Origin of the sequence: Bacillus sp. EU55, assembly GCF_038005925.1 — a bacterium.
Taxonomy (GTDB): Bacteria; Bacillota; Bacilli; order Bacillales; family Bacillaceae; genus Bacillus; species Bacillus velezensis.
Genome location: NZ_JBBOUE010000001.1, coordinates 1,109,719 through 1,126,838, shown reverse-complemented (window position 1 = coordinate 1,126,838; position 17,120 = coordinate 1,109,719). Strand labels below are relative to the sequence as shown.

Here is a 17,120-nt window from a genome sequence, read left to right as displayed (position 1 = left end):
CCATTCTGTATGAATGGTTTTATTTTTTTCCGCATTAAAATATTTTTATCAGATTCCTTCATTCAAGTTCCTTCCATACCGATAAAAAGAAAAAGAGAATATCTGGGGGAACTTATATTGTTATTTAAAAAAGACCGCAAAAAAGAAACAGCTTATTTTTCAGAAGCCGATGAAAAAAAACGCATCGCGCTTTCAAATCAATATGCAGATGTCCAAAAACAGCTGAAAATGGTCAGGCTCGGAAACGAAGAACTTCATGTGCTTGAAGAGCTGCAGCCGTTAATTAAAGAACATATCTCAACAATCGTCGATTCCTTTTACCGAAACCTGGATCACGAAAAATCATTAATGACGATCATTAACGACCACAGCACGGTCGAGCGCCTGAAAAAAACATTACGGCGTCATATCCATGAGATGTTCGCCGGCACGATTGATGATGAATTCATCGAAAAAAGACAGCGCATCGCTTCCATCCACTTGCGGATCGGCCTTGAACCGAAATGGTATATGGGAGCGTTTCAGGATCTGCTTCTGTCGATGATGAACATATATGAAGCAGCAATTCCGGATTTGCATGAGCTTTTAAAAGCGATCAAAGCGACGACGAAAATATTGAATCTTGAACAGCAGCTCGTCCTTGAAGCATTCCAGAGCGAATATAACTGCCAGCGTGACGAACAAGAGGAAAAGAAAGCCCGTCTTCATCAAAAAATCCAGGAAACATCAGGATCACTCGCTGATTTGTTTTCAGAAACGAGCAGAGCCGTGCAGGAGCTGGTCGATAAATCGGAGGGCATTTCCGAGGCGTCAAAAGCCGGCACCGTCACTTCCGTACATGTCGAAGAAAAATCAATCGGCGGGAAAAAAGAGCTTGAAAGCCAGCAGAAGCAGATGAATAAAATCGACGCCAGCCTTCTGCAGATTGAAGAAGAAATGGACAAGCTGAATGACATCGCCCAGCAGATCGAAAAAATCTTCGGCATCGTGACGGGGATCGCCGAGCAAACGAATCTCCTGTCACTCAACGCTTCAATAGAATCCGCGAGAGCCGGGGAGCACGGCAAAGGGTTCGCCGTTGTGGCGACGGAGGTAAGAAAGCTTTCAGAGGATACGAAAAAAACCGTTTCCACCGTATCAGAGCTCGTGAACAATACCAATACACAAATCAACATCGTGTCCAAACATATTAAAGATGTCAACGGACTTGTAAGTGAAACGAAAGAAAAAATGACGCAGATCAACCGTCTGTTTGATGACATCGTCCAAAGCATGAAAACGAGCAAAGACCAGACAGGCAAAATCGACGTTGATTTGCAGGCCTTTCTCGGCGGCCTTCAAGAAGTCAGCCGCGCCGTTTCCCACGTTGCATCATCCGTTGATTCACTTGTTATCCTTACAGAAGAATAAAGATAAACCGACCGGCCTTTTTCATAAAGGGCCGGCCTTTTTAATGTTAACTTGAAATATAATAGAGTTGACATATATAAAGACTCGCTTTATTGTATAAACATATTTTGATAAGCTGGAGGAATACATAATGAAATTGACAGAAATGATGCATATTGCCGTGTTTACCGCCATTATGGGACTTTTGGGGCTGCTCCCGCCGCTTTTCTTATCCTTTACGCCGGTTCCGATTACGCTCCAGACGATCGGTGTGCTCTTATCGGGAAGCATCCTAAAACCGAAAGCGGCGTTTTTAAGCCAATTGCTTTTTTTGCTGATTGTGGCATGCGGAGCGCCTCTCCTTTCAGGCGGCAGAGGCGGGTTCGGGGTTTTTTTCGGGCCGAGCGCCGGATATCTCATCGCATATCCGCTGGCGGCATTACTTCTGAGCCTCAGCATCCAAGGCCTTCGCTCACATTTGTTTATCAGACAGTTCTTGTTCGGCGTGCTGTTTTTGTATGTCATCGGCATTCCCGTTCAGGCTTTTATGATGCACATTGATATCTTGACTGCCGTAAAGCTCAGCCTCATCTATGTGCCCGGAGATCTGCTTAAAGCGGCCGCAGCCTCATTCGCAGCCGTAAGAATCAGAAAAACTCTTCAAGCAAGCCGGCTTTTGCCGACGAAAGGAAGCTGATTTTAGTCATCATGATTACATCATCATATTCAGATACAGCCGGACAAGCGCCGGAACAGATCGCAATTCAGACAGAAACAGAACAGATCAACTATCAAACTTGGAACAGGCTGGTAAACCAAACCGCAAACTGGCTTGGCAGCCTTATAGATAAGCCCGAAAACATTGCAATATTACTGCCGAACGGCATCCCATTTTTACAACTTTTCGCAGGCGCGGCGCATGCCGGCTGCACGGCGGTTCCGTTAGATCCCCGCTCGGCAGCGGCGGAACTCGCGGACCAGCTGCACATCAGCAAAACCGACCTCGTCATCTGTGACCGCCGGCTGAGCGGCAGACTGGACGGCGTCAAAACGCCTGTCATCCTGTGGGATGAATGCAGGCCTTTGATCGAGGCGGAAAAAACGGAAGGCGCTTTTATCGAAAACACCGGCCTGCCCTTTTATACCGGATTCACCTCGGGATCGACCGGTAAGCCGAAAGCCTTCACCCGCTCTCACCGTTCGTGGCTGGAGAGCTTTTCTTGTACGAAACGTGAATTCGGCATTTCCCCTGATGACAAAGTGCTGGTACCGGGCACGCTTCGCTCGTCACACTTTTTATACGGCGCCGTCAGCACTTTGTTTATCGGCGGAACCGTCATCCTTCAAAGAAAATTCAATCCGGCCGGAATGAAAGACCGGCTCAGACAAGCTGACGTTCTATATACCGTTCCGACAATGACGGACGCCCTGCTCTCACTAGAGGCGTTTCCGGATACACCGCTCAAGGTGATTTCTTCCGGTGCAGACTGGCCCGCTTCGTCTAAACAAGCGCTGTCAGAGCGCTATCCCCATTTGCGGTTGTACGATTTTTACGGAACGTCCGAGCTGAGTTTCGTGGCGTTCTTATCGCCTGAAGACAGCGCCCGAAAGCCTGACGCGGCGGGCCGCCCGTTTGAAAATGTTACAATCGAAATCCGCCGGCCCGGCGGAGAACGCTGCATGCCGGGCGAAACGGGGAAGATTTTTGTGAACAGCCCGATGAAATTTTCCGGATACATCAACGGCGCAAAATCTGATGATTCCGGCTGGATGACGGTTGATGACATGGGATATATCGATCGTGAAGGCTATCTTTATATCGAAGGACGTGAAAACGGGATGATCGTATCAGGCGGCCTGAATGTATTCCCGGAAGAGATAGAACGTGTGCTCAACCGCTGTCCGGGCGTCAGAAAAGCGGCCGTCCTCGGCATTCCTGATGATTATTGGGGCAGCATCGCCGTTGCGGTGATCGACGGACATGCAAATGTAAAGGAACTGAAGAAACAGTGCCGCGAGCAGCTGGCGGCATATAAAATCCCGAAAAAATGGCTGTTTTCAGAAATACCGGAAACAGCCGGCGGAAAGATCGCCCGTGCCGCCGTACAAAAGCAGGCAAAGGACATGATGGAATGGAAGCTGTAATTACGGATGCGAAACGGACGATTTTCGCCCGGGAAAACGGCCTGTTAAAAGACTGTCTCCCAGAAGATTTGGCAGCTCCGCTGATTCGCCATTTGAGCCGGAACATGCCCGAAGACATTGATGAAGTCCTGATCGGAAACGCGACGGGCCGCGGCGGGAATCTCGCCCGGCTGTCAGCCTTGGCCGCCGGACTTCCTTTGAGCGTGTCCGGTACGACCATCGACAGACAGTGCGGCTCCGGACTGGACGCCGTGAGGGTCGCGTGCCACTTTGTTAAAGCCGGCGCGGGGAGCACGTACATCGCGGGAGGAGCGGAGAGCAGCAGCCGTTCCCCTTTCTCATCCCGGGCGCGCTTTTCTCCTGAACACATCGGCGATCCTGATATGGGCATAGCAGCCGAGTATACGGCACAGGCTTACGGCGTAACGAGAAAGATGCAGGACGAATATGCCCTTCTCAGCTATGAACGGAGCGTCAAAGCGCACGAAGACGGCTTGTACCGCCGGGAAATTCTCCCCTGTCACGGATTCGCCGCTGACGAAAACATGCTGAAAAAGCGGAACATGGAGCCTCTCATCTCCCGTGCCAAACCCGTCTTTCAGTCCGGAGGCTCTGTCACCGCCGCCAACAGCTGCGGAATTTCTGACGGGGCGGCGGCAGTTTGTGTGATGGAAGAACAAAAAGCGCGGTCTCTCGGTTTAAAGCCGGGATTGCGTTTTATCGGAAGCGCGGTAAGCGGCGTCCATCCGCATTATCCGTCAGCAGCCCCGGTTTATGCCGTCAAAAAGCTTTTGAAGGAACGGAACCTGTCACCGGATGATATTGATATATACGAAATCAACGAGGCGTTTGCCGTCAAAATATGCGTTTTTTCACAGCAGCTTCAAGTGCCGTATTCTAAAATAAATGTCCGGGGCGGCGCTCTGGCCGTCGGGCATCCGTACGGGGCTTCCGGGGCGGCGCTTGTCACCCGGCTTTTTTATGAAGCAAAAAGACGCCCGGATGCCCGCTACGCAGCAGCAGCGATCGGCAGCGGAGGCGGAGTCGGACTGGCGCTTCTCTTTGAAGTGTTAACGTAACGGCAGTATAATAGATGATATCGATAAAAAATGATCGGAGTGGAGACTTTATGACTGCCGTTTGTTTAGTAAGACATGGAGAGACTGATTGGAATGCCCAAAAGAAGCTTCAAGGCAAATCGGATATTCCGTTAAATGCGACGGGGGAGCGTCAGGCGAAAGAAACAGGAGAGTACTTAAAGGGGTCCGAATGGGATGTCATCGTCTCAAGCCCGATGAAACGGGCCAGAAAAACAGCTGACATTATTAACGGGTTTTTGAATCTTCCCATTGTTGTCATGGAAGATTTCAGAGAACGGAGCTACGGTGATGCGGAAGGAATGTCTTTACCGGAACGGTCGAAGCGCTACCCGGATAAAAACTACCCGAACATGGAGACAGCAGAAGAGCTGACAGACAGAATGCTTGCCGGTTTAGTGAAAGTTCAGGAGCGGTTTCCTGAGCAAAAAGTACTGATCGTCGCTCACGGCGCAGCCATTCACGCCCTCTTGTCCGCCATTTCTGACGGTGATACCGACATACAAAACGCAAAGCTTGTCAATGCGTGCCTGAGCAATATCGAACGAATTGAAAATAAGTGGCGCGTCAAAGATTACAATATAAGCAGCCACCTATCAGAATCATAACAAAAAGGCCCGAATTCAGTTTTGGGCCTTTTTGGCGAGCATTTTTTTCTGAAGATCATGTAATATGGCGTCCGCACCGTCAATGCTCCGGCGCTCCGTCCATACCGCCCTGTCCGCGCGGTAAACGTGTCCGTTTTTCACGGCTGTCAGCTGTTTCCAGAGGTGATTTTTTTCGAGTTCTTTCTCACCGTCCAACAGTACGATGTAATCAGGATCGATATGCAAAAGCTGCCCGGGCGTCATTTTGATAGAGTCTGATTTCCCGCCGGAATCCGTCTGGACCGCATATGTAAACCCTGCGAGCGTCAAAAGCCGGGACGTGAAAAACCGGTCATCCTTTACGGAAATGCTGTCATTTGCAGCGTCAATTAATAAAATCGTGCCGCCTTCTGCATCCAGCTTTCTTTTGATGTCATTCAGCTTTTCTTCCTGAGCCGACAATTGTTTCTCTATGATGCCATCTTTACCGACCGCCTTTTCAATAGTAAGGGCAGCGTCAACCGCATCCTGATAATCCGCAGCTTCATTTTGTAAAGCGATTGTCGGAGCGATCTTTGTCAGCTCATGGTATATCCCCTTGTGAAGGCTTGAGTCTGCAATGATGAGATCGGGCTTTAACGAAGTGATCTTTTTCAAATCGGGATGTGACGGGAGCCCGACGGACGGACTGCCGTTGTTTCGCTCTGCCCGGTCATCCGCCACGGCCGCCGGCTTTATGCCGAGATCATGGAGGGTATCAATAAAGCCATCATTCAATACGGCGACGCGCTGCGGATGCGCAGCCACATGTGCCGTCCCCAGATCGTGCCTGACGGCGGTTTCATGTTCCTGTTCTGAGCATCCCGTTATGAAGAGAACGGATAAGATCATCAGCATACTGAAAATTGGTTTCATCTGTTCCTCCTCTTTCATTTTTCCGCAATTATATCATTGACAATATAAGTATCAATGATATTCATTATCATTATTTTTATAAAATGGTTTCACAGCTTTTCTCCGTCAAGAAAGCCGAAGACTGATTCATGCCGGCCGCTTTATTTCATTCCGCTTTCGTTTCCATCAGACTTCTGCATTCAACAAAAGGTGACATTTATCCTGTTTTTGCCGCAGCTTCCAAAAATGGAATCAAACCGTTCGACCCAGCAAACAAGAGAGCGATCGCGGCTGTGTACAAATACTCATGTCCTTCCATCGGTTTTTTCCATTAAAATTTAAATATTTCGGGTTCCTATTAAACGAAAGAGAGATGATATACCTAAATAGAAATAAAACAAACTGAAAAAAATTGGGTCTACTAAAATATTATTCCATGCTATACAATTAATCCACAGAATAATCTGTCTATTGGTTGTTCTGCAAATGAAAAAAAGGAGAGGATAAAGAGTGAGAGGCAAAAAGGTATGGATCAGTTTGCTGTTTGCTTTAGCGTTAATCTTTACGATGGCGTTCGGCAGCACGTCTCCTGCCCAGGCGGCAGGGAAATCAAACGGGGAAAAGAAATACATTGTCGGATTTAAACAGACAATGAGCACGATGAGCGCCGCTAAGAAAAAAGATGTCATTTCTGAAAAAGGCGGGAAAGTGCAAAAGCAATTCAAATATGTAGACGCAGCTTCAGCTACATTAAATGAAAAAGCTGTAAAAGAGCTGAAAAAAGACCCTAGCGTCGCTTACGTTGAAGAAGATCACGTTGCACAGGCGTACGCGCAGTCCGTGCCTTACGGCGTATCACAGATTAAAGCCCCTGCTCTGCACTCTCAAGGCTTCACTGGATCAAATGTTAAAGTAGCGGTTATCGACAGCGGTATCGATTCTTCTCATCCTGATTTAAAGGTAGCAGGCGGAGCCAGCATGGTTCCTTCTGAAACAAATCCTTTCCAAGACAACAACTCTCACGGAACTCACGTTGCCGGTACAGTTGCGGCTCTTAATAACTCAGTCGGTGTATTAGGCGTTGCGCCAAGCGCATCTCTTTACGCTGTAAAAGTTCTCGGCGCTGACGGTTCCGGCCAGTACAGCTGGATCATTAACGGAATTGAGTGGGCGATCGCAAACAATATGGACGTTATTAACATGAGCCTCGGCGGACCTTCTGGTTCTGCAGCGTTAAAAGCGGCAGTTGACAAAGCCGTTTCTTCCGGCATCGTAGTCGTTGCGGCAGCCGGTAACGAAGGCACTTCCGGCGGCTCAAGCACAGTGGGCTACCCTGGTAAATACCCTTCTGTCATTGCGGTAGGCGCTGTTAACAGCAGCAACCAACGAGCATCTTTCTCAAGCGTAGGTTCTGAGCTTGATGTCATGGCACCAGGCGTCTCTATCCAAAGCACGCTTCCTGGAAACAAGTACGGCGCGTACAATGGTACGTCAATGGCATCTCCGCACGTTGCCGGAGCGGCTGCTTTGATTCTTTCTAAGCACCCGAACTGGACAAACACTCAAGTCCGCAGCAGTTTAGAAAACACCACTACAAAACTTGGTGATGCTTTCTACTACGGAAAAGGGCTGATCAACGTACAGGCGGCAGCTCAGTAAAACATAAAAAACCGGCGTCGGCCATGGCCCCGCCGGTTTTTTTATTATTTTTCTTCCTCCGCATGTTCAATCCGCTCCATGATCGACGGGTGGCTCCCTCTGAAGATTTTGACGAGAAACGGCGGGTTGACCCGGCTCAGTCCCGTATCGGCCAAGTCCTGAAACGTCTCAATCGCCGCTTCCCGGTTTCCGGTCAGCTCGATGCCGTAACGGTCGGCGGCGTTTTCCTGATACCGGGAGACGGCATTCGTAACCGGATCAGAAGCAAAACTGAGAACGGATATGAGCAGCAATAACAGCGGGAGGGCGGCCAGATCTTCAGACCCCTTTATATGGAGCATTCGGCCGAAGAATTTGGACAGCCGCTTATAAAGCTTGTCAATGATATAGAACCCGGCTAATGACAGCAGGAGATACCCGGCCAGTCCGATGTACACGTGCTTCATCACATAGTGCCCCATCTCATGCCCCATAATGAACAAAATTTCCCGATCCTTCAGTTTGTTAAGCGTCGTATCCCACAAAACGATTCGCTTATTCGAACCGATTCCCGTCACATACGCATTCAGCGCATTCGTTTTCTCCGACATATTTACTTCATAAACATGGCTGGCCGGAATGTCAGCCTTGTCGGCAAGCGACAAGATTTTGCTTTCCAGCTCCTTGTCTTTCAGCGGATAGAAATCATTGTATAAAGGATCAATCACGACCGGCTGCAGAAAAAACAAAAACAGGGTAAACGGCACAGTAAGACACCAAGCGTAAAACCACCATTTTTTTGTATGCTTTGTGATCAGCCAGTAAAACACAAGCACACACACGGCAAACAGCGGAAAACTGATCCAGAAATCAATGACATGGTCTCTTATCCAGCTTGCTGCTGTCTGCGTCGAAATATGATACGCAAGCGAAACCCGATATCCGATCCATTCAAGCGGAAGAGAAGCCGCCGTAACGATGAGTGAAATCACAAATACGAAGCTTCCGATTTGCAGCACCCGAAAGCGCACCGCTGCTTCCAGCCAATGCTTTATTTTTTTGGCAAGCCCCGTAATGAGCAGCAGAAAAAATAAAAACCAATCTAACGGCGCACCGATGAAAAATAAAAAATCCTTTACATTTGAAAAGTTTTCAGCGGCTTCCAGGCGGCCCGGGTCCATAAACGAGGACGGATCGGCTTTCGTTCCCTTTACGGCCTCCGGGACGGCGGAGTCGCCTGTCATAAAGAAATACCAATAGAAAAAAAGGCCGTACAGCACATAGGCAAGTCCCGCTGCCGCTATCCATTTGCGCATGGAAGTCTCCCTCCTTAGCCTGATGACTTACTCCTATTGTAAGCATAAATGCAAATAAATAGAACCAAGCCTCCGAAACGGATGTTAATCTTTTCACAACAGAAAAGAATGGAACAACAGGAAGCGGGAAAGACTAAAAGACGGAGTGATGAATATGAAAAAAATAATCGCGTTTATTGTAGTAATCGCCCTTTTGGTTATTGCTTTCTTCTATGTATACAGCCGGACCGGCGATGTGTTTCCATCAAGCAACGCAGATCTGATTATTCTGTCTGAGCACGGAAAAAAAGAAATCAAAATTAAAGACAGGCAGAATGTAAAAGATATGCTCGATATCTTGAACCAAGGAAAACAAGTCAAACTGACCAAAAGCGTATCTCCCGATTACGACGGAACGGTCAAATACCATGAAGACCGTTTTGATTCATTCAGCATGTGGCTCGAAGGCGGCAATTATATGATGTACAAGTATAAAAACACGTATTACAAACTGACCCGGCATGATACGAAGCTTGTGCAAAGCATCATTAAGGAAGAATCGCAGAGCTGACCGGATCAGCATGTAAAAGCGAAGCCCCCGGCTTCGCTTTTCGTCCGTCATTTCGGAAGCAAGTCCCGGACCGCCCGCCTCAGCAGCTTCCCGGTCGCGTTCTTCGGAATCTCATCAAGAAAAACCACTTCCGCCGGCCGTTTATATTTTGCCAAATGTGTTTCACAGTAATCAAAAACCGCCTGCTCTGTCAGCTCACCGTCCCCCGGCACTATATAAGCATGCACCGCTTCCCCCGTTTTGGCGTCAGGAACGCCGATGACCACGGCTTCTTTAATGCCCTCATGGCTGTAGAGCACTTCTTCTACTTCGCGCGGATAGACGTTGTATCCGCCGACGAGAATCATATCTTTTTTTCTGTCGACGATATAAAAATAACCGTCTTCATCGCGCTTCGCCAAATCACCCGTGTACAGCCAGCCGTCTTTCAGCGCGTGCTCCGTCTCCTCGGGCATCTTGTAATAGCCTTTCATCACATTCGGCCCTTTCACGATCAATTCTCCCACTTGATGGTCGGGCAATTCGCGTCCGAGCGTATCGACGACTTTATTTTCGACATGTAAAATATTCGTCCCGATCGAGCCGGGCTTTCTCCCCCGGTCAAATGGATTAAAACAAGTAACCGGAGACGCTTCAGAAAGTCCGTACCCCTCCAGAATGGTGACGTCAAAGGTTTGTTCAAACGTCTGCAACAGAGCAACAGGCATAGAGGCCCCGCCTGAAATGCACAGTCTGACGGACGCAAAATCCTCCGCCTTGCCGTGCTCGTATTGATACAGATAGTTATACATCGTCGGAACGCCCGCAAAAATGGTTGCCTGACGGCTTTTAATCAGTTTAAACACAGAAGCCGGGCTGAATTGCGGCTCGATTAAGACACACGCTCCGCTCATCAGAGGCGCATTCATACAAACGGTTAAACAAAAAACGTGAAACATCGGCAATGCCGCCACAATTTTGTCTTTCTCATTCATTCCTAAGTATCCGGCGACATCATTTGCATTGGAGAAAAGATTCTGATGGGTGAGCATGGCGCCTTTCGGTTTTCCGGTCGTCCCTGAGGTGTATAAAATGACGGCAGTATCATCTTTGGACAATGTCGGATAAGTTCTGCTGCGCTCCGCCGGGCAGAGCATTTTTGCAAACGTTGTCATTTTTAAGCGCAATTGAGGGTCTTCTGTCGATGGAGCGTTCTCTGCTGTCTGGCTGATAATGATATGCTCCAGCAGCGGCAGCGAGCCGTGCAGGCTTTCAAATACGGGAATTAAAAGGTCGATGCCGGCGATCGCTTTGACATCGCCGTTTTTCAGCATGTATGCGATTTCTGAAGGTGTATATGCCGGATTTACAGGTATGACGACAATTCCCGCTTTTAACGCGCCGAAAAACGCAATAACAAAATCAGGCGTATTTCCGAGCAGCAGCGCGAGATGATCCCCTTTTTTCAGTCCCCTGTCCTCCAAGCCGTTTGCAAATGCTTTGATTTTACCTGCCAGCTCCTCATACGTCATGTACTGATCTTGAAACAGACAAGCTGGTTTTTCCGGTTTCTGCGATGCCGTTTCTTCCAATTTGGAAACCAGATTCATTTTCCCACCCCTTTAAAAATTGTAATGAATGAATAGTCATTCATTTATCCGGAATAAACGTTCACTTTTATTATAGAAAAATATAGAAAAACACTCAAGGGCAAAAAGCCCCGAGTGCCGTAAAACCGGAAACTATAATTGTTTCAGCGCTTCACTGACCGGCGTGCCGCCCGCTGTCAGATCGAACGCTTTTTCATACGTATTCGGTTCATCAAGGGATGCGATAACGGTCTTGGCGACATCGTCTCTTGAAATGGAACCTCTTTCCAGATCGGCCGCAGCTTTGATATTTCCCGTGCCGGGATCATTTAATAACCCGCCCGGCCGGATAATCGTATACGTCAGACCGCTCGCTTCAAGAATTTTATCCGCATAATGCTTTGCGGCGTAATACGGCTTCAGCGCTTCATTCCAATTGCCGCGGTTATGAGCCTGAAGGGCGCTTACCATAATGAACCGCTTGATGCCGGCTTTCTTTGCCGCTTCTATCGCTTTCGCCGCTCCGTCAAGATCAATCAAAAGCGTCTTATCGTATCCGGTGCTTCCTCCTGATCCGGCGGTAAACACAATCGCGTCACAGCCTTCGGCGGCTTTCGCGATGTCTTCCGGGCTTCCTTCCAAATCTGCAAGAACGGCTTCTGTTCCCGCGGCTTGAAGCGCTTCTTTCTGCTCTTGTTTCCGGACCATCGCCCGCAGCGTATGCGTGCCGTCTTTTTGAAACAGCCCGGTCAGCCGCTGTCCGATCTGTCCGTTTGCTCCGATGAGAAATACTTTCATCATGATCCCTCCCTATACATTATGGTTCTATCATTTCACAAAAACGGGCGCTGATTCAAATCATGCGTTCGGCAAATGCTCTAATAAATCAGCTCGAGGAAATCTTCCAGCTCTATTTTACCGAAATACTGTTTCAGATCGATTACGGCCAGCGCCTCCCTGATAGCGGTTCGGTCATACTGTTTTCCGGTCAGTGCCTGTTCGACTTCACTCACATCTTTCGCACCGAAGAAATCACCGAAAATTTTGCAGTCCTGAATGATTCCTTTTTTCACTTCAAGACGCAGATCAATCGATCCGACCGGATAACGTTTCGAATGCTGAAGATTAAATGCGGGCGACCTTCCGAAATTCCAGTCCCAGTTTTGATAGCGCTCTTCGGAAATCTTCCGGATCGCTTTCCAGTCTTCATCGGTCAGTTTATATTCCGGTACTTCGGAAAGATCATTTGTATTAAAAATATGGTGAAGCAGGTGCTTTTTGAATTCGTCCGCCGTCATTTTGTCATCAAGAAACTCGCTGATGTTGGCGACACGGCTTCTGATTGACTTAATGCCTTTTGATTCGATTTTGTCCTTTTTCACTTTCAAGGCTGATACAACATGATCAATGGCGGAATCCAGCATTAATGTTCCGTGGCTGAAAATACGCCCTTTCGTCGAAAATTGAGCGTTGCCGGAAATTTTTCTGCCATCCGCGACGATGTCGTTTCGGCCGCTTAATTCAGCTTCCACACCGAGCTGGCGCAGCGCCTGAATAACGGGTTCGGTGAATTTTTTAAAATTGTGAAAGCTGTCGCCGTCATCCTTGGTGATAAAACTGAAATTCAGATTCCCGAGGTCATGGTAAACCGCACCGCCTCCTGACAGCCTGCGGACGACGATGATTCCGTTATCTTCTACGTATTTCGTATTGATTTCTTCTATTGTGTTTTGGTTCTTCCCGATGATAATCGAGGGCTGATTGACATAAAACAGCAGGTATGTCTGTTCAGGGTCGAGATGCTTCACGCAATATTCCTCGATCGCGAGGTTGATCCTCGGGTCGGTTATGTTTTGATTGTCGATAAATAACATGGTGCTCCTCCTTTATTTCTCCCACTTCAATCCGGAAGCGGCGATTGTCACTTCGCCCTCGAACACGAATTCCGCTTCTTCTTTCAGCTTCCGGTGCTCGCCGAAATGAGGCAGATGCGTGAGAATCAGCTCCCCCGCTCCGGCCTCCTTCGCGATACGTCCGGCTTCCAAACTGTTCATATGGCCGGCTGACGTGCCGTCCTGGTCTGCGTAAAAATTGCACTCGCAGATCAGCAGATCGGCATTTTCCGCAAACGGGATAAACGCGTCCTGGTAGCTTGAATCAGCCGTATACACAACAGAAGCTGAACCGTCAGTAATCCGCATCGCATAACAGGTGACCGGATGCACCGTTTTCAGAAAGGTAATGGTGAACGGCCCGGCAGAAAGCGGGCGGTCCGGCTGATAGGCCACTCCTTTTGTATGCGTTTTATATGTAAGACGCTCAAACTGTTCTATATCAGCATCATGCCCGTAAATCGGCAGTGCATGCGTCCCTTTTCCGAGAAAGGAGCCGACCTGTTTGGCAAATTGAAGCGGCCCGATATCAGCGATGTGATCATGGTGATAATGGGACAAAATGACGGCATCAAGCTCTTCTGCCGGAACATAAGCAAACAGCTTTGATAATACGGCGCTTCCGCAATCGACGAGCAGAGAATAGCCGCCGGACTGAAACAGATAGCCTGAAGTTGCTTCGTTTGCGGCCGGAAAACCGCCGCAGCATCCAATAACTGTAACTTTCATATAATCCTCCGAATGTTTATGATAAAAAGTTCCTTTCCTCCAATATACCTATTTTTCGTACAAATTGCATGTTTTAAACATTGTGCCAAAACAGCCGTTGATTTTCTCTAACTGTTATAATACAATGTAAAGACAAAACAATGAAAGAGGGATGGGTATGTTGGAAAAGATGTCGGATTTTTTCAGAAATTTACCCGGTAAGAAATGCGAAGAATGCGGAAATGAGATTGTTGAGCAGTATGAGTGTCACATTAATTTGTGTAATGACTGCTTGAAAATTAAGGATATGTGACAATAGGGCGCCGCACAATTCTAAGTTGTGCGGCGCCCGTTTTTTTCGGCCCTCATCATACTTTCTGAATAGGGCGTTATTCACCATTATTAGCAATTATCTGTACGTTTTAAAATATTCAGTATTTTCAATCTATATTTTTCTATAGACGGATTGTTTTCTTTTCTATTATAATTTGTTCTAATAGCTATCTTTTTAGATACTTATTGCACTTTTTTCTTCGGGAGGTAATCTATGAAAAAATTACGCTTTGGACTAGCGACGCAAATTTTCGTCGGACTCATACTAGGGGTTGTAGTCGGTGTCATCTGGTACGGCAATCCCGCCATTCCAACATATTTACAGCCTATCGGCGATTTGTTTTTACGCTTAATCAAAATGATAGTGATTCCAATTGTCGTCTCCAGCTTAATCATCGGCGTTGCCGGCGCGGGAAGCGGAAAACAAGTCGGAAAATTAGGCTTCAAAACGATTTTGTATTTTGAGATCATTACCACTTTTGCCATTATTCTCGGGCTGGCTTTGGCGAATCTGTTTCATCCGGGAACAGGCGTTAATATACATGAAGCTCAAAAGACAGATATCAGTCAATATGTTGAAACAGAAAAAGAACAAAATAACAAATCTATCGCAGACACATTCCTGCATATCGTACCGACAAACTTCTTCCAATCATTAGCCGAAGGAGATCTGCTTGCCATTATCTGCTTTACCGTGCTGTTTGCACTCGGCATCTCGGCAATCGGTGAAAAAGGAAAGCCTGTCTTGGCCTTCTTTGAAGGTGTTTCTCATGCGATGTTCCATGTTGTGAACCTGGTCATGAAAGTTGCGCCGTTTGGTGTTTTTGCGTTGATTGGTGTTACCGTTTCCAAATTTGGGCTCAGTTCCCTGCTTTCACTCGGTAAACTGGTCGGTTTAGTATATGTAGCTTTGGCTTTCTTTCTCATTGTTGTATTCGGAATCGTCGGAAAGCTTGCCGGAGTAAACATTTTCAAATTCCTCGCCTATATGAAGGATGAAATTTTATTAGCGTTCAGTACGTCAAGCTCCGAAACCGTACTCCCCCGCGTTATGGAAAAAATGGAGAAAATCGGCTGTCCGAAAGGTATTGTTTCCTTTGTTGTGCCGATCGGATATACCTTTAACTTAGACGGATCTGTGCTGTACCAATCTATCGCCGCTTTATTCCTCGCTCAGGTATACCACATTGACTTGTCCATTTGGCAGCAGATTACCCTTGTGCTTGTCTTGATGGTCACTTCCAAAGGAATGGCTGCCGTGCCCGGGACTTCTTTCGTCGTCCTGCTTGCGACATTAGGCGCATTCAACATTCCTGCAGAAGGCCTTGCATTCATCGCCGGTGTTGACCGGATTATGGACATGGCCCGTACGGTCGTCAATCTGACCGGAAACGCGCTGGCATCTGTTGTGATGTCAAAATGGGAAGGCCAGTATGATCCCGTTAAAGGCGCGAAGGTCATGAGCCTCGCCAAAACAGAACAAAACACAACCATCTCAGGTTAAAATAAACTCTGCACGGAATGATTTCCGCGCAGGGTTTTTTATGCCATCGGCGATAGAACGTACCGATGCAAAAGCTTCGCCGTATTAAGAAGCGATAATTCATGCGTGCGTTCAAAAGCGTGTGAAGCGTCAATTCCCGGGCCGATCAGCCCGTGGACGATGTCATGGCCCGAACGGATGGCTGCTGAGGCATCAGAACCGTAATACGGATAAATATCAAGCTGATAATCAATGCCATAGCGCTCCGCAAGCCCGGCCAGATGTTTTCTGAGCTGATAATGGTACGGGCCGCTCGCATCCTTCACGCAAATGGAGACGGTATATTCATCCGTAGACTGGCCGTCGCCGATCGCTCCCATATCAACAGCCAAGTATTCGACGGTCTCAGGAGGAATGTTGGAATTGCCGCCGTAGCCGATTTCTTCATTATTAGAAATCAGAAAATGCGTCGTATACGGAAGTTCGATTTTCTCTTCCGTGATGCGGCGGATTAAATTCAAGAGCAGAGCCACGCTCGCTTTGTCATCAAGATGACGGGACTTAATAAAGCCGCTCGGCGTAATCTGCACGCGCGGGTCAAATGAGATGAAATCGCCGACCCTGATGCCGAGATCGGACGTCTCTTCCTTCATCCGGACAGGCTCATCAAGGCGGACTTCCATATTCTCCTGATTCCGCTCTGCCTTGCCGGCGTCCTTGTAGACGTGCACTGAAGTCTGATGCATTAAGATGGTGCCTGTATAGGTTTTGCCGGAAGAAGTTTGGATCTCGCAATATTCCCCTTCAATCGAGTTATATCGGAAGCCGCCGATCAAGTCAATCTTCAGCCGGCCGTCCGCCTTTATCTCCTTTACCATCGCGCCGAGCGTATCGACATGCGCCGTCAGCAATCTGTGTTTCTTGTCATCACGGCCGGGAATTGTGACAAAAAGACCGCCTTTGCGGTTTCTGTAAGAGGAGACGCCCCATTCTTTTAAAAGACTTTCTGTATAGGCGATAACCTCGTATGTATTGCCCGTCGGACTCGGAATCGACACCAATTCTTTAATCAGTTCCATCGTATATTTCATATTTGCCACAGGTCATTCCTCCTATCAATTTTTATTCTTCTTAAAATATACTCTTTTGATCCATAACCCGTCCAATCTTTTCCTTCTCTTTTTTCATAGAATGAAGGGAGCATGAGCATAGGAGGGAAATGTATGATCAGCCGTAAACCGCACAAGCGGAAAAGATTTCATAATGATTGGTTTGAGGATTGGTTTGAGGATAATTGGTCTGGTGCAGCCTTCTGGGGCTGTAAAAAAGAAAAAGATCACTGTAAAAAGAAAAAAGAAGACCCTTGTAAAAAGAAGAAAGATAAAAAGAAGCATCATCATTCATGCTGCCGCTGCCGTCATTGGTAATCGTTCACACAAGCCCGTTTTACAAATAGATTCTCATGCTCCCCAAACAGCGGATGCTGCTTGGGTTTTTTTATTAAAATTAGTACCAAGTAA

Annotated in this window: 17 protein-coding genes and 1 pseudogene; 11 read left to right on the top strand and 7 right to left on the bottom strand. The window is 47.6% G+C overall.

Going from position 1 to position 17,120, the window contains the following annotated elements:
* Positions 1-9: 9 nt before the first annotated feature.
* From NYE50_RS21950 to NYE50_RS05955, 6 genes and pseudogenes are all read left to right on the top strand, one after another.
* Positions 10-651: pseudogene (locus NYE50_RS21950) on the top strand (protoglobin domain-containing protein); the annotation flags it as partial.
* 243 nt (positions 652-894) lie between these two features.
* Positions 895-1,410: a methyl-accepting chemotaxis protein gene (locus NYE50_RS21945; RefSeq protein ID WP_369719112.1), complete on the top strand. Its 516-nt coding sequence runs from the start codon at positions 895-897 to the stop codon at positions 1,408-1,410.
* Between the two features lie 130 nt (positions 1,411-1,540).
* Positions 1,541-2,086 carry a biotin transporter BioY gene (locus tag NYE50_RS05970; RefSeq protein ID WP_340763573.1) on the top strand — a complete coding sequence of 182 codons (546 nt, stop codon included), beginning with the start codon at positions 1,541-1,543 and terminating at the stop codon, positions 2,084-2,086.
* An 11-nt stretch (positions 2,087-2,097) separates the two neighbouring features.
* Positions 2,098-3,534, top strand: coding sequence for an acyl-CoA synthetase (locus NYE50_RS05965; RefSeq protein ID WP_159353984.1), 1,437 nt, complete (start codon positions 2,098-2,100; stop codon positions 3,532-3,534).
* Positions 3,522-4,613: an acetyl-CoA C-acyltransferase gene (locus tag NYE50_RS05960; protein WP_061862040.1), complete on the top strand. Its 1,092-nt coding sequence runs from the start codon at positions 3,522-3,524 to the stop codon at positions 4,611-4,613. The genes NYE50_RS05965 and NYE50_RS05960 overlap by 13 nt, the downstream gene beginning before the upstream one ends.
* Positions 4,614-4,663: 50 nt before the next feature.
* Entirely contained in the window at positions 4,664-5,239 is a 576-nt protein-coding gene (locus tag NYE50_RS05955) for a histidine phosphatase family protein (protein ID WP_017417397.1), read from the top strand.
* Positions 5,240-5,254: 15 nt separating this feature from the next.
* On the opposite strand, the gene NYE50_RS05950 is transcribed toward NYE50_RS05955, so the two are convergent.
* Positions 5,255-6,133 carry an ABC transporter substrate-binding protein gene (locus NYE50_RS05950; RefSeq protein WP_159353983.1) on the bottom strand — a complete coding sequence of 293 codons (879 nt, stop codon included), beginning with the start codon at positions 6,131-6,133 and terminating at the stop codon, positions 5,255-5,257.
* Between the two features lie 489 nt (positions 6,134-6,622).
* Between NYE50_RS05950 and NYE50_RS05945 the strand changes: the two genes are divergently transcribed.
* Positions 6,623-7,771, top strand: coding sequence for a S8 family peptidase (locus NYE50_RS05945; RefSeq protein ID WP_017417394.1), 1,149 nt, complete (start codon positions 6,623-6,625; stop codon positions 7,769-7,771).
* A 44-nt stretch (positions 7,772-7,815) separates the two neighbouring features.
* Here the strand turns inward: NYE50_RS05945 and NYE50_RS05940 are convergent, their stop codons facing one another.
* Positions 7,816-9,066, bottom strand: coding sequence for a M48 family metallopeptidase (locus NYE50_RS05940; protein WP_159353982.1), 1,251 nt, complete (start codon positions 9,064-9,066; stop codon positions 7,816-7,818).
* Positions 9,067-9,220: 154 nt separating this feature from the next.
* Between NYE50_RS05940 and NYE50_RS05935 the strand changes: the two genes are divergently transcribed.
* Positions 9,221-9,616, top strand: a complete 396-nt coding sequence (locus tag NYE50_RS05935; RefSeq protein ID WP_007409201.1) for a hypothetical protein — start codon at positions 9,221-9,223, stop codon at positions 9,614-9,616.
* A 47-nt stretch (positions 9,617-9,663) separates the two neighbouring features.
* On the opposite strand, the gene NYE50_RS05930 is transcribed toward NYE50_RS05935, so the two are convergent.
* The 4 genes from NYE50_RS05930 to NYE50_RS05915 all read right to left on the bottom strand — a co-directional run bounded on the left by NYE50_RS05930 (position 9,664) and on the right by NYE50_RS05915 (position 13,805).
* Entirely contained in the window at positions 9,664-11,205 is a 1,542-nt protein-coding gene (locus tag NYE50_RS05930; RefSeq protein ID WP_224988478.1) for a fatty acid--CoA ligase family protein, read from the bottom strand.
* A gap of 132 nt (positions 11,206-11,337) precedes the next feature.
* Entirely contained in the window at positions 11,338-11,982 is a 645-nt protein-coding gene (locus tag NYE50_RS05925) for an SDR family oxidoreductase (RefSeq protein WP_017417391.1), read from the bottom strand.
* A gap of 80 nt (positions 11,983-12,062) precedes the next feature.
* On the bottom strand, positions 12,063-13,058 hold the full coding sequence (lplJ, locus tag NYE50_RS05920; RefSeq protein ID WP_159353981.1) for a lipoate--protein ligase LplJ: 996 nt from the start codon (positions 13,056-13,058) through the stop codon (positions 12,063-12,065).
* Positions 13,059-13,070: 12 nt separating this feature from the next.
* The gene (locus NYE50_RS05915) at positions 13,071-13,805 is read right to left on the bottom strand and encodes an MBL fold metallo-hydrolase (RefSeq protein ID WP_224988480.1); all 735 of its coding nucleotides are present in this window, start codon (positions 13,803-13,805) and stop codon (positions 13,071-13,073) included.
* 151 nt (positions 13,806-13,956) lie between these two features.
* Between NYE50_RS05915 and yhfH the strand changes: the two genes are divergently transcribed.
* Both yhfH and NYE50_RS05905 read left to right on the top strand, forming a co-directional pair.
* Positions 13,957-14,097 carry a protein YhfH gene (gene yhfH, locus NYE50_RS05910; RefSeq protein WP_012117221.1) on the top strand — a complete coding sequence of 47 codons (141 nt, stop codon included), beginning with the start codon at positions 13,957-13,959 and terminating at the stop codon, positions 14,095-14,097.
* Positions 14,098-14,331: 234 nt separating this feature from the next.
* Positions 14,332-15,621: a cation:dicarboxylate symporter family transporter gene (locus NYE50_RS05905; RefSeq protein WP_003155211.1), complete on the top strand. Its 1,290-nt coding sequence runs from the start codon at positions 14,332-14,334 to the stop codon at positions 15,619-15,621.
* 38 nt (positions 15,622-15,659) lie between these two features.
* Here the strand turns inward: NYE50_RS05905 and NYE50_RS05900 are convergent, their stop codons facing one another.
* Positions 15,660-16,691: a M42 family metallopeptidase gene (locus NYE50_RS05900; RefSeq protein WP_263633493.1), complete on the bottom strand. Its 1,032-nt coding sequence runs from the start codon at positions 16,689-16,691 to the stop codon at positions 15,660-15,662.
* Between the two features lie 132 nt (positions 16,692-16,823).
* Here NYE50_RS05900 and NYE50_RS05895 point away from each other — a divergent pair, with 132 nt between their 5' ends.
* Complete coding sequence (locus NYE50_RS05895) at positions 16,824-17,027, top strand: hypothetical protein (protein WP_021494937.1); 204 nt, start codon at positions 16,824-16,826, stop codon at positions 17,025-17,027.
* The last annotated feature ends 93 nt before the right edge of the window (positions 17,028-17,120 follow it).

What these genes read in the sequence shown, in the direction of transcription:
- NYE50_RS05895 (WP_021494937.1), top strand. Translation starts at nt 16,824, where the DNA reads ATGATCAGCCGTAAACCGCACAAGCGGAAAAGATTTCATAATGATTGG.
- NYE50_RS05935 (WP_007409201.1), top strand. Translation starts at nt 9,221, where the DNA reads ATGAAAAAAATAATCGCGTTTATTGTAGTAATCGCCCTTTTGGTTATT.
- NYE50_RS05905 (WP_003155211.1), top strand. Translation starts at nt 14,332, where the DNA reads ATGAAAAAATTACGCTTTGGACTAGCGACGCAAATTTTCGTCGGACTC.
- lplJ (WP_159353981.1), bottom strand. Translation starts at nt 13,058, where the DNA reads ATGTTATTTATCGACAATCAAAACATAACCGACCCGAGGATCAACCTC.
- yhfH (WP_012117221.1), top strand. Translation starts at nt 13,957, where the DNA reads ATGGGTATGTTGGAAAAGATGTCGGATTTTTTCAGAAATTTACCCGGT.
- NYE50_RS05930 (WP_224988478.1), bottom strand. Translation starts at nt 11,205, where the DNA reads ATGAATCTGGTTTCCAAATTGGAAGAAACGGCATCGCAGAAACCGGAA.
- NYE50_RS05955 (WP_017417397.1), top strand. Translation starts at nt 4,664, where the DNA reads ATGACTGCCGTTTGTTTAGTAAGACATGGAGAGACTGATTGGAATGCC.
- NYE50_RS05950 (WP_159353983.1), bottom strand. Translation starts at nt 6,133, where the DNA reads ATGAAACCAATTTTCAGTATGCTGATGATCTTATCCGTTCTCTTCATA.
- NYE50_RS05925 (WP_017417391.1), bottom strand. Translation starts at nt 11,982, where the DNA reads ATGAAAGTATTTCTCATCGGAGCAAACGGACAGATCGGACAGCGGCTG.
- NYE50_RS05900 (WP_263633493.1), bottom strand. Translation starts at nt 16,691, where the DNA reads ATGAAATATACGATGGAACTGATTAAAGAATTGGTGTCGATTCCGAGT.
- NYE50_RS05940 (WP_159353982.1), bottom strand. Translation starts at nt 9,066, where the DNA reads ATGCGCAAATGGATAGCGGCAGCGGGACTTGCCTATGTGCTGTACGGC.
- NYE50_RS05915 (WP_224988480.1), bottom strand. Translation starts at nt 13,805, where the DNA reads ATGAAAGTTACAGTTATTGGATGCTGCGGCGGTTTTCCGGCCGCAAAC.
- NYE50_RS21945 (WP_369719112.1), top strand. Translation starts at nt 895, where the DNA reads ATGAATAAAATCGACGCCAGCCTTCTGCAGATTGAAGAAGAAATGGAC.
- NYE50_RS05960 (WP_061862040.1), top strand. Translation starts at nt 3,522, where the DNA reads ATGGAAGCTGTAATTACGGATGCGAAACGGACGATTTTCGCCCGGGAA.
- NYE50_RS05970 (WP_340763573.1), top strand. Translation starts at nt 1,541, where the DNA reads ATGAAATTGACAGAAATGATGCATATTGCCGTGTTTACCGCCATTATG.
- NYE50_RS05965 (WP_159353984.1), top strand. Translation starts at nt 2,098, where the DNA reads ATGATTACATCATCATATTCAGATACAGCCGGACAAGCGCCGGAACAG.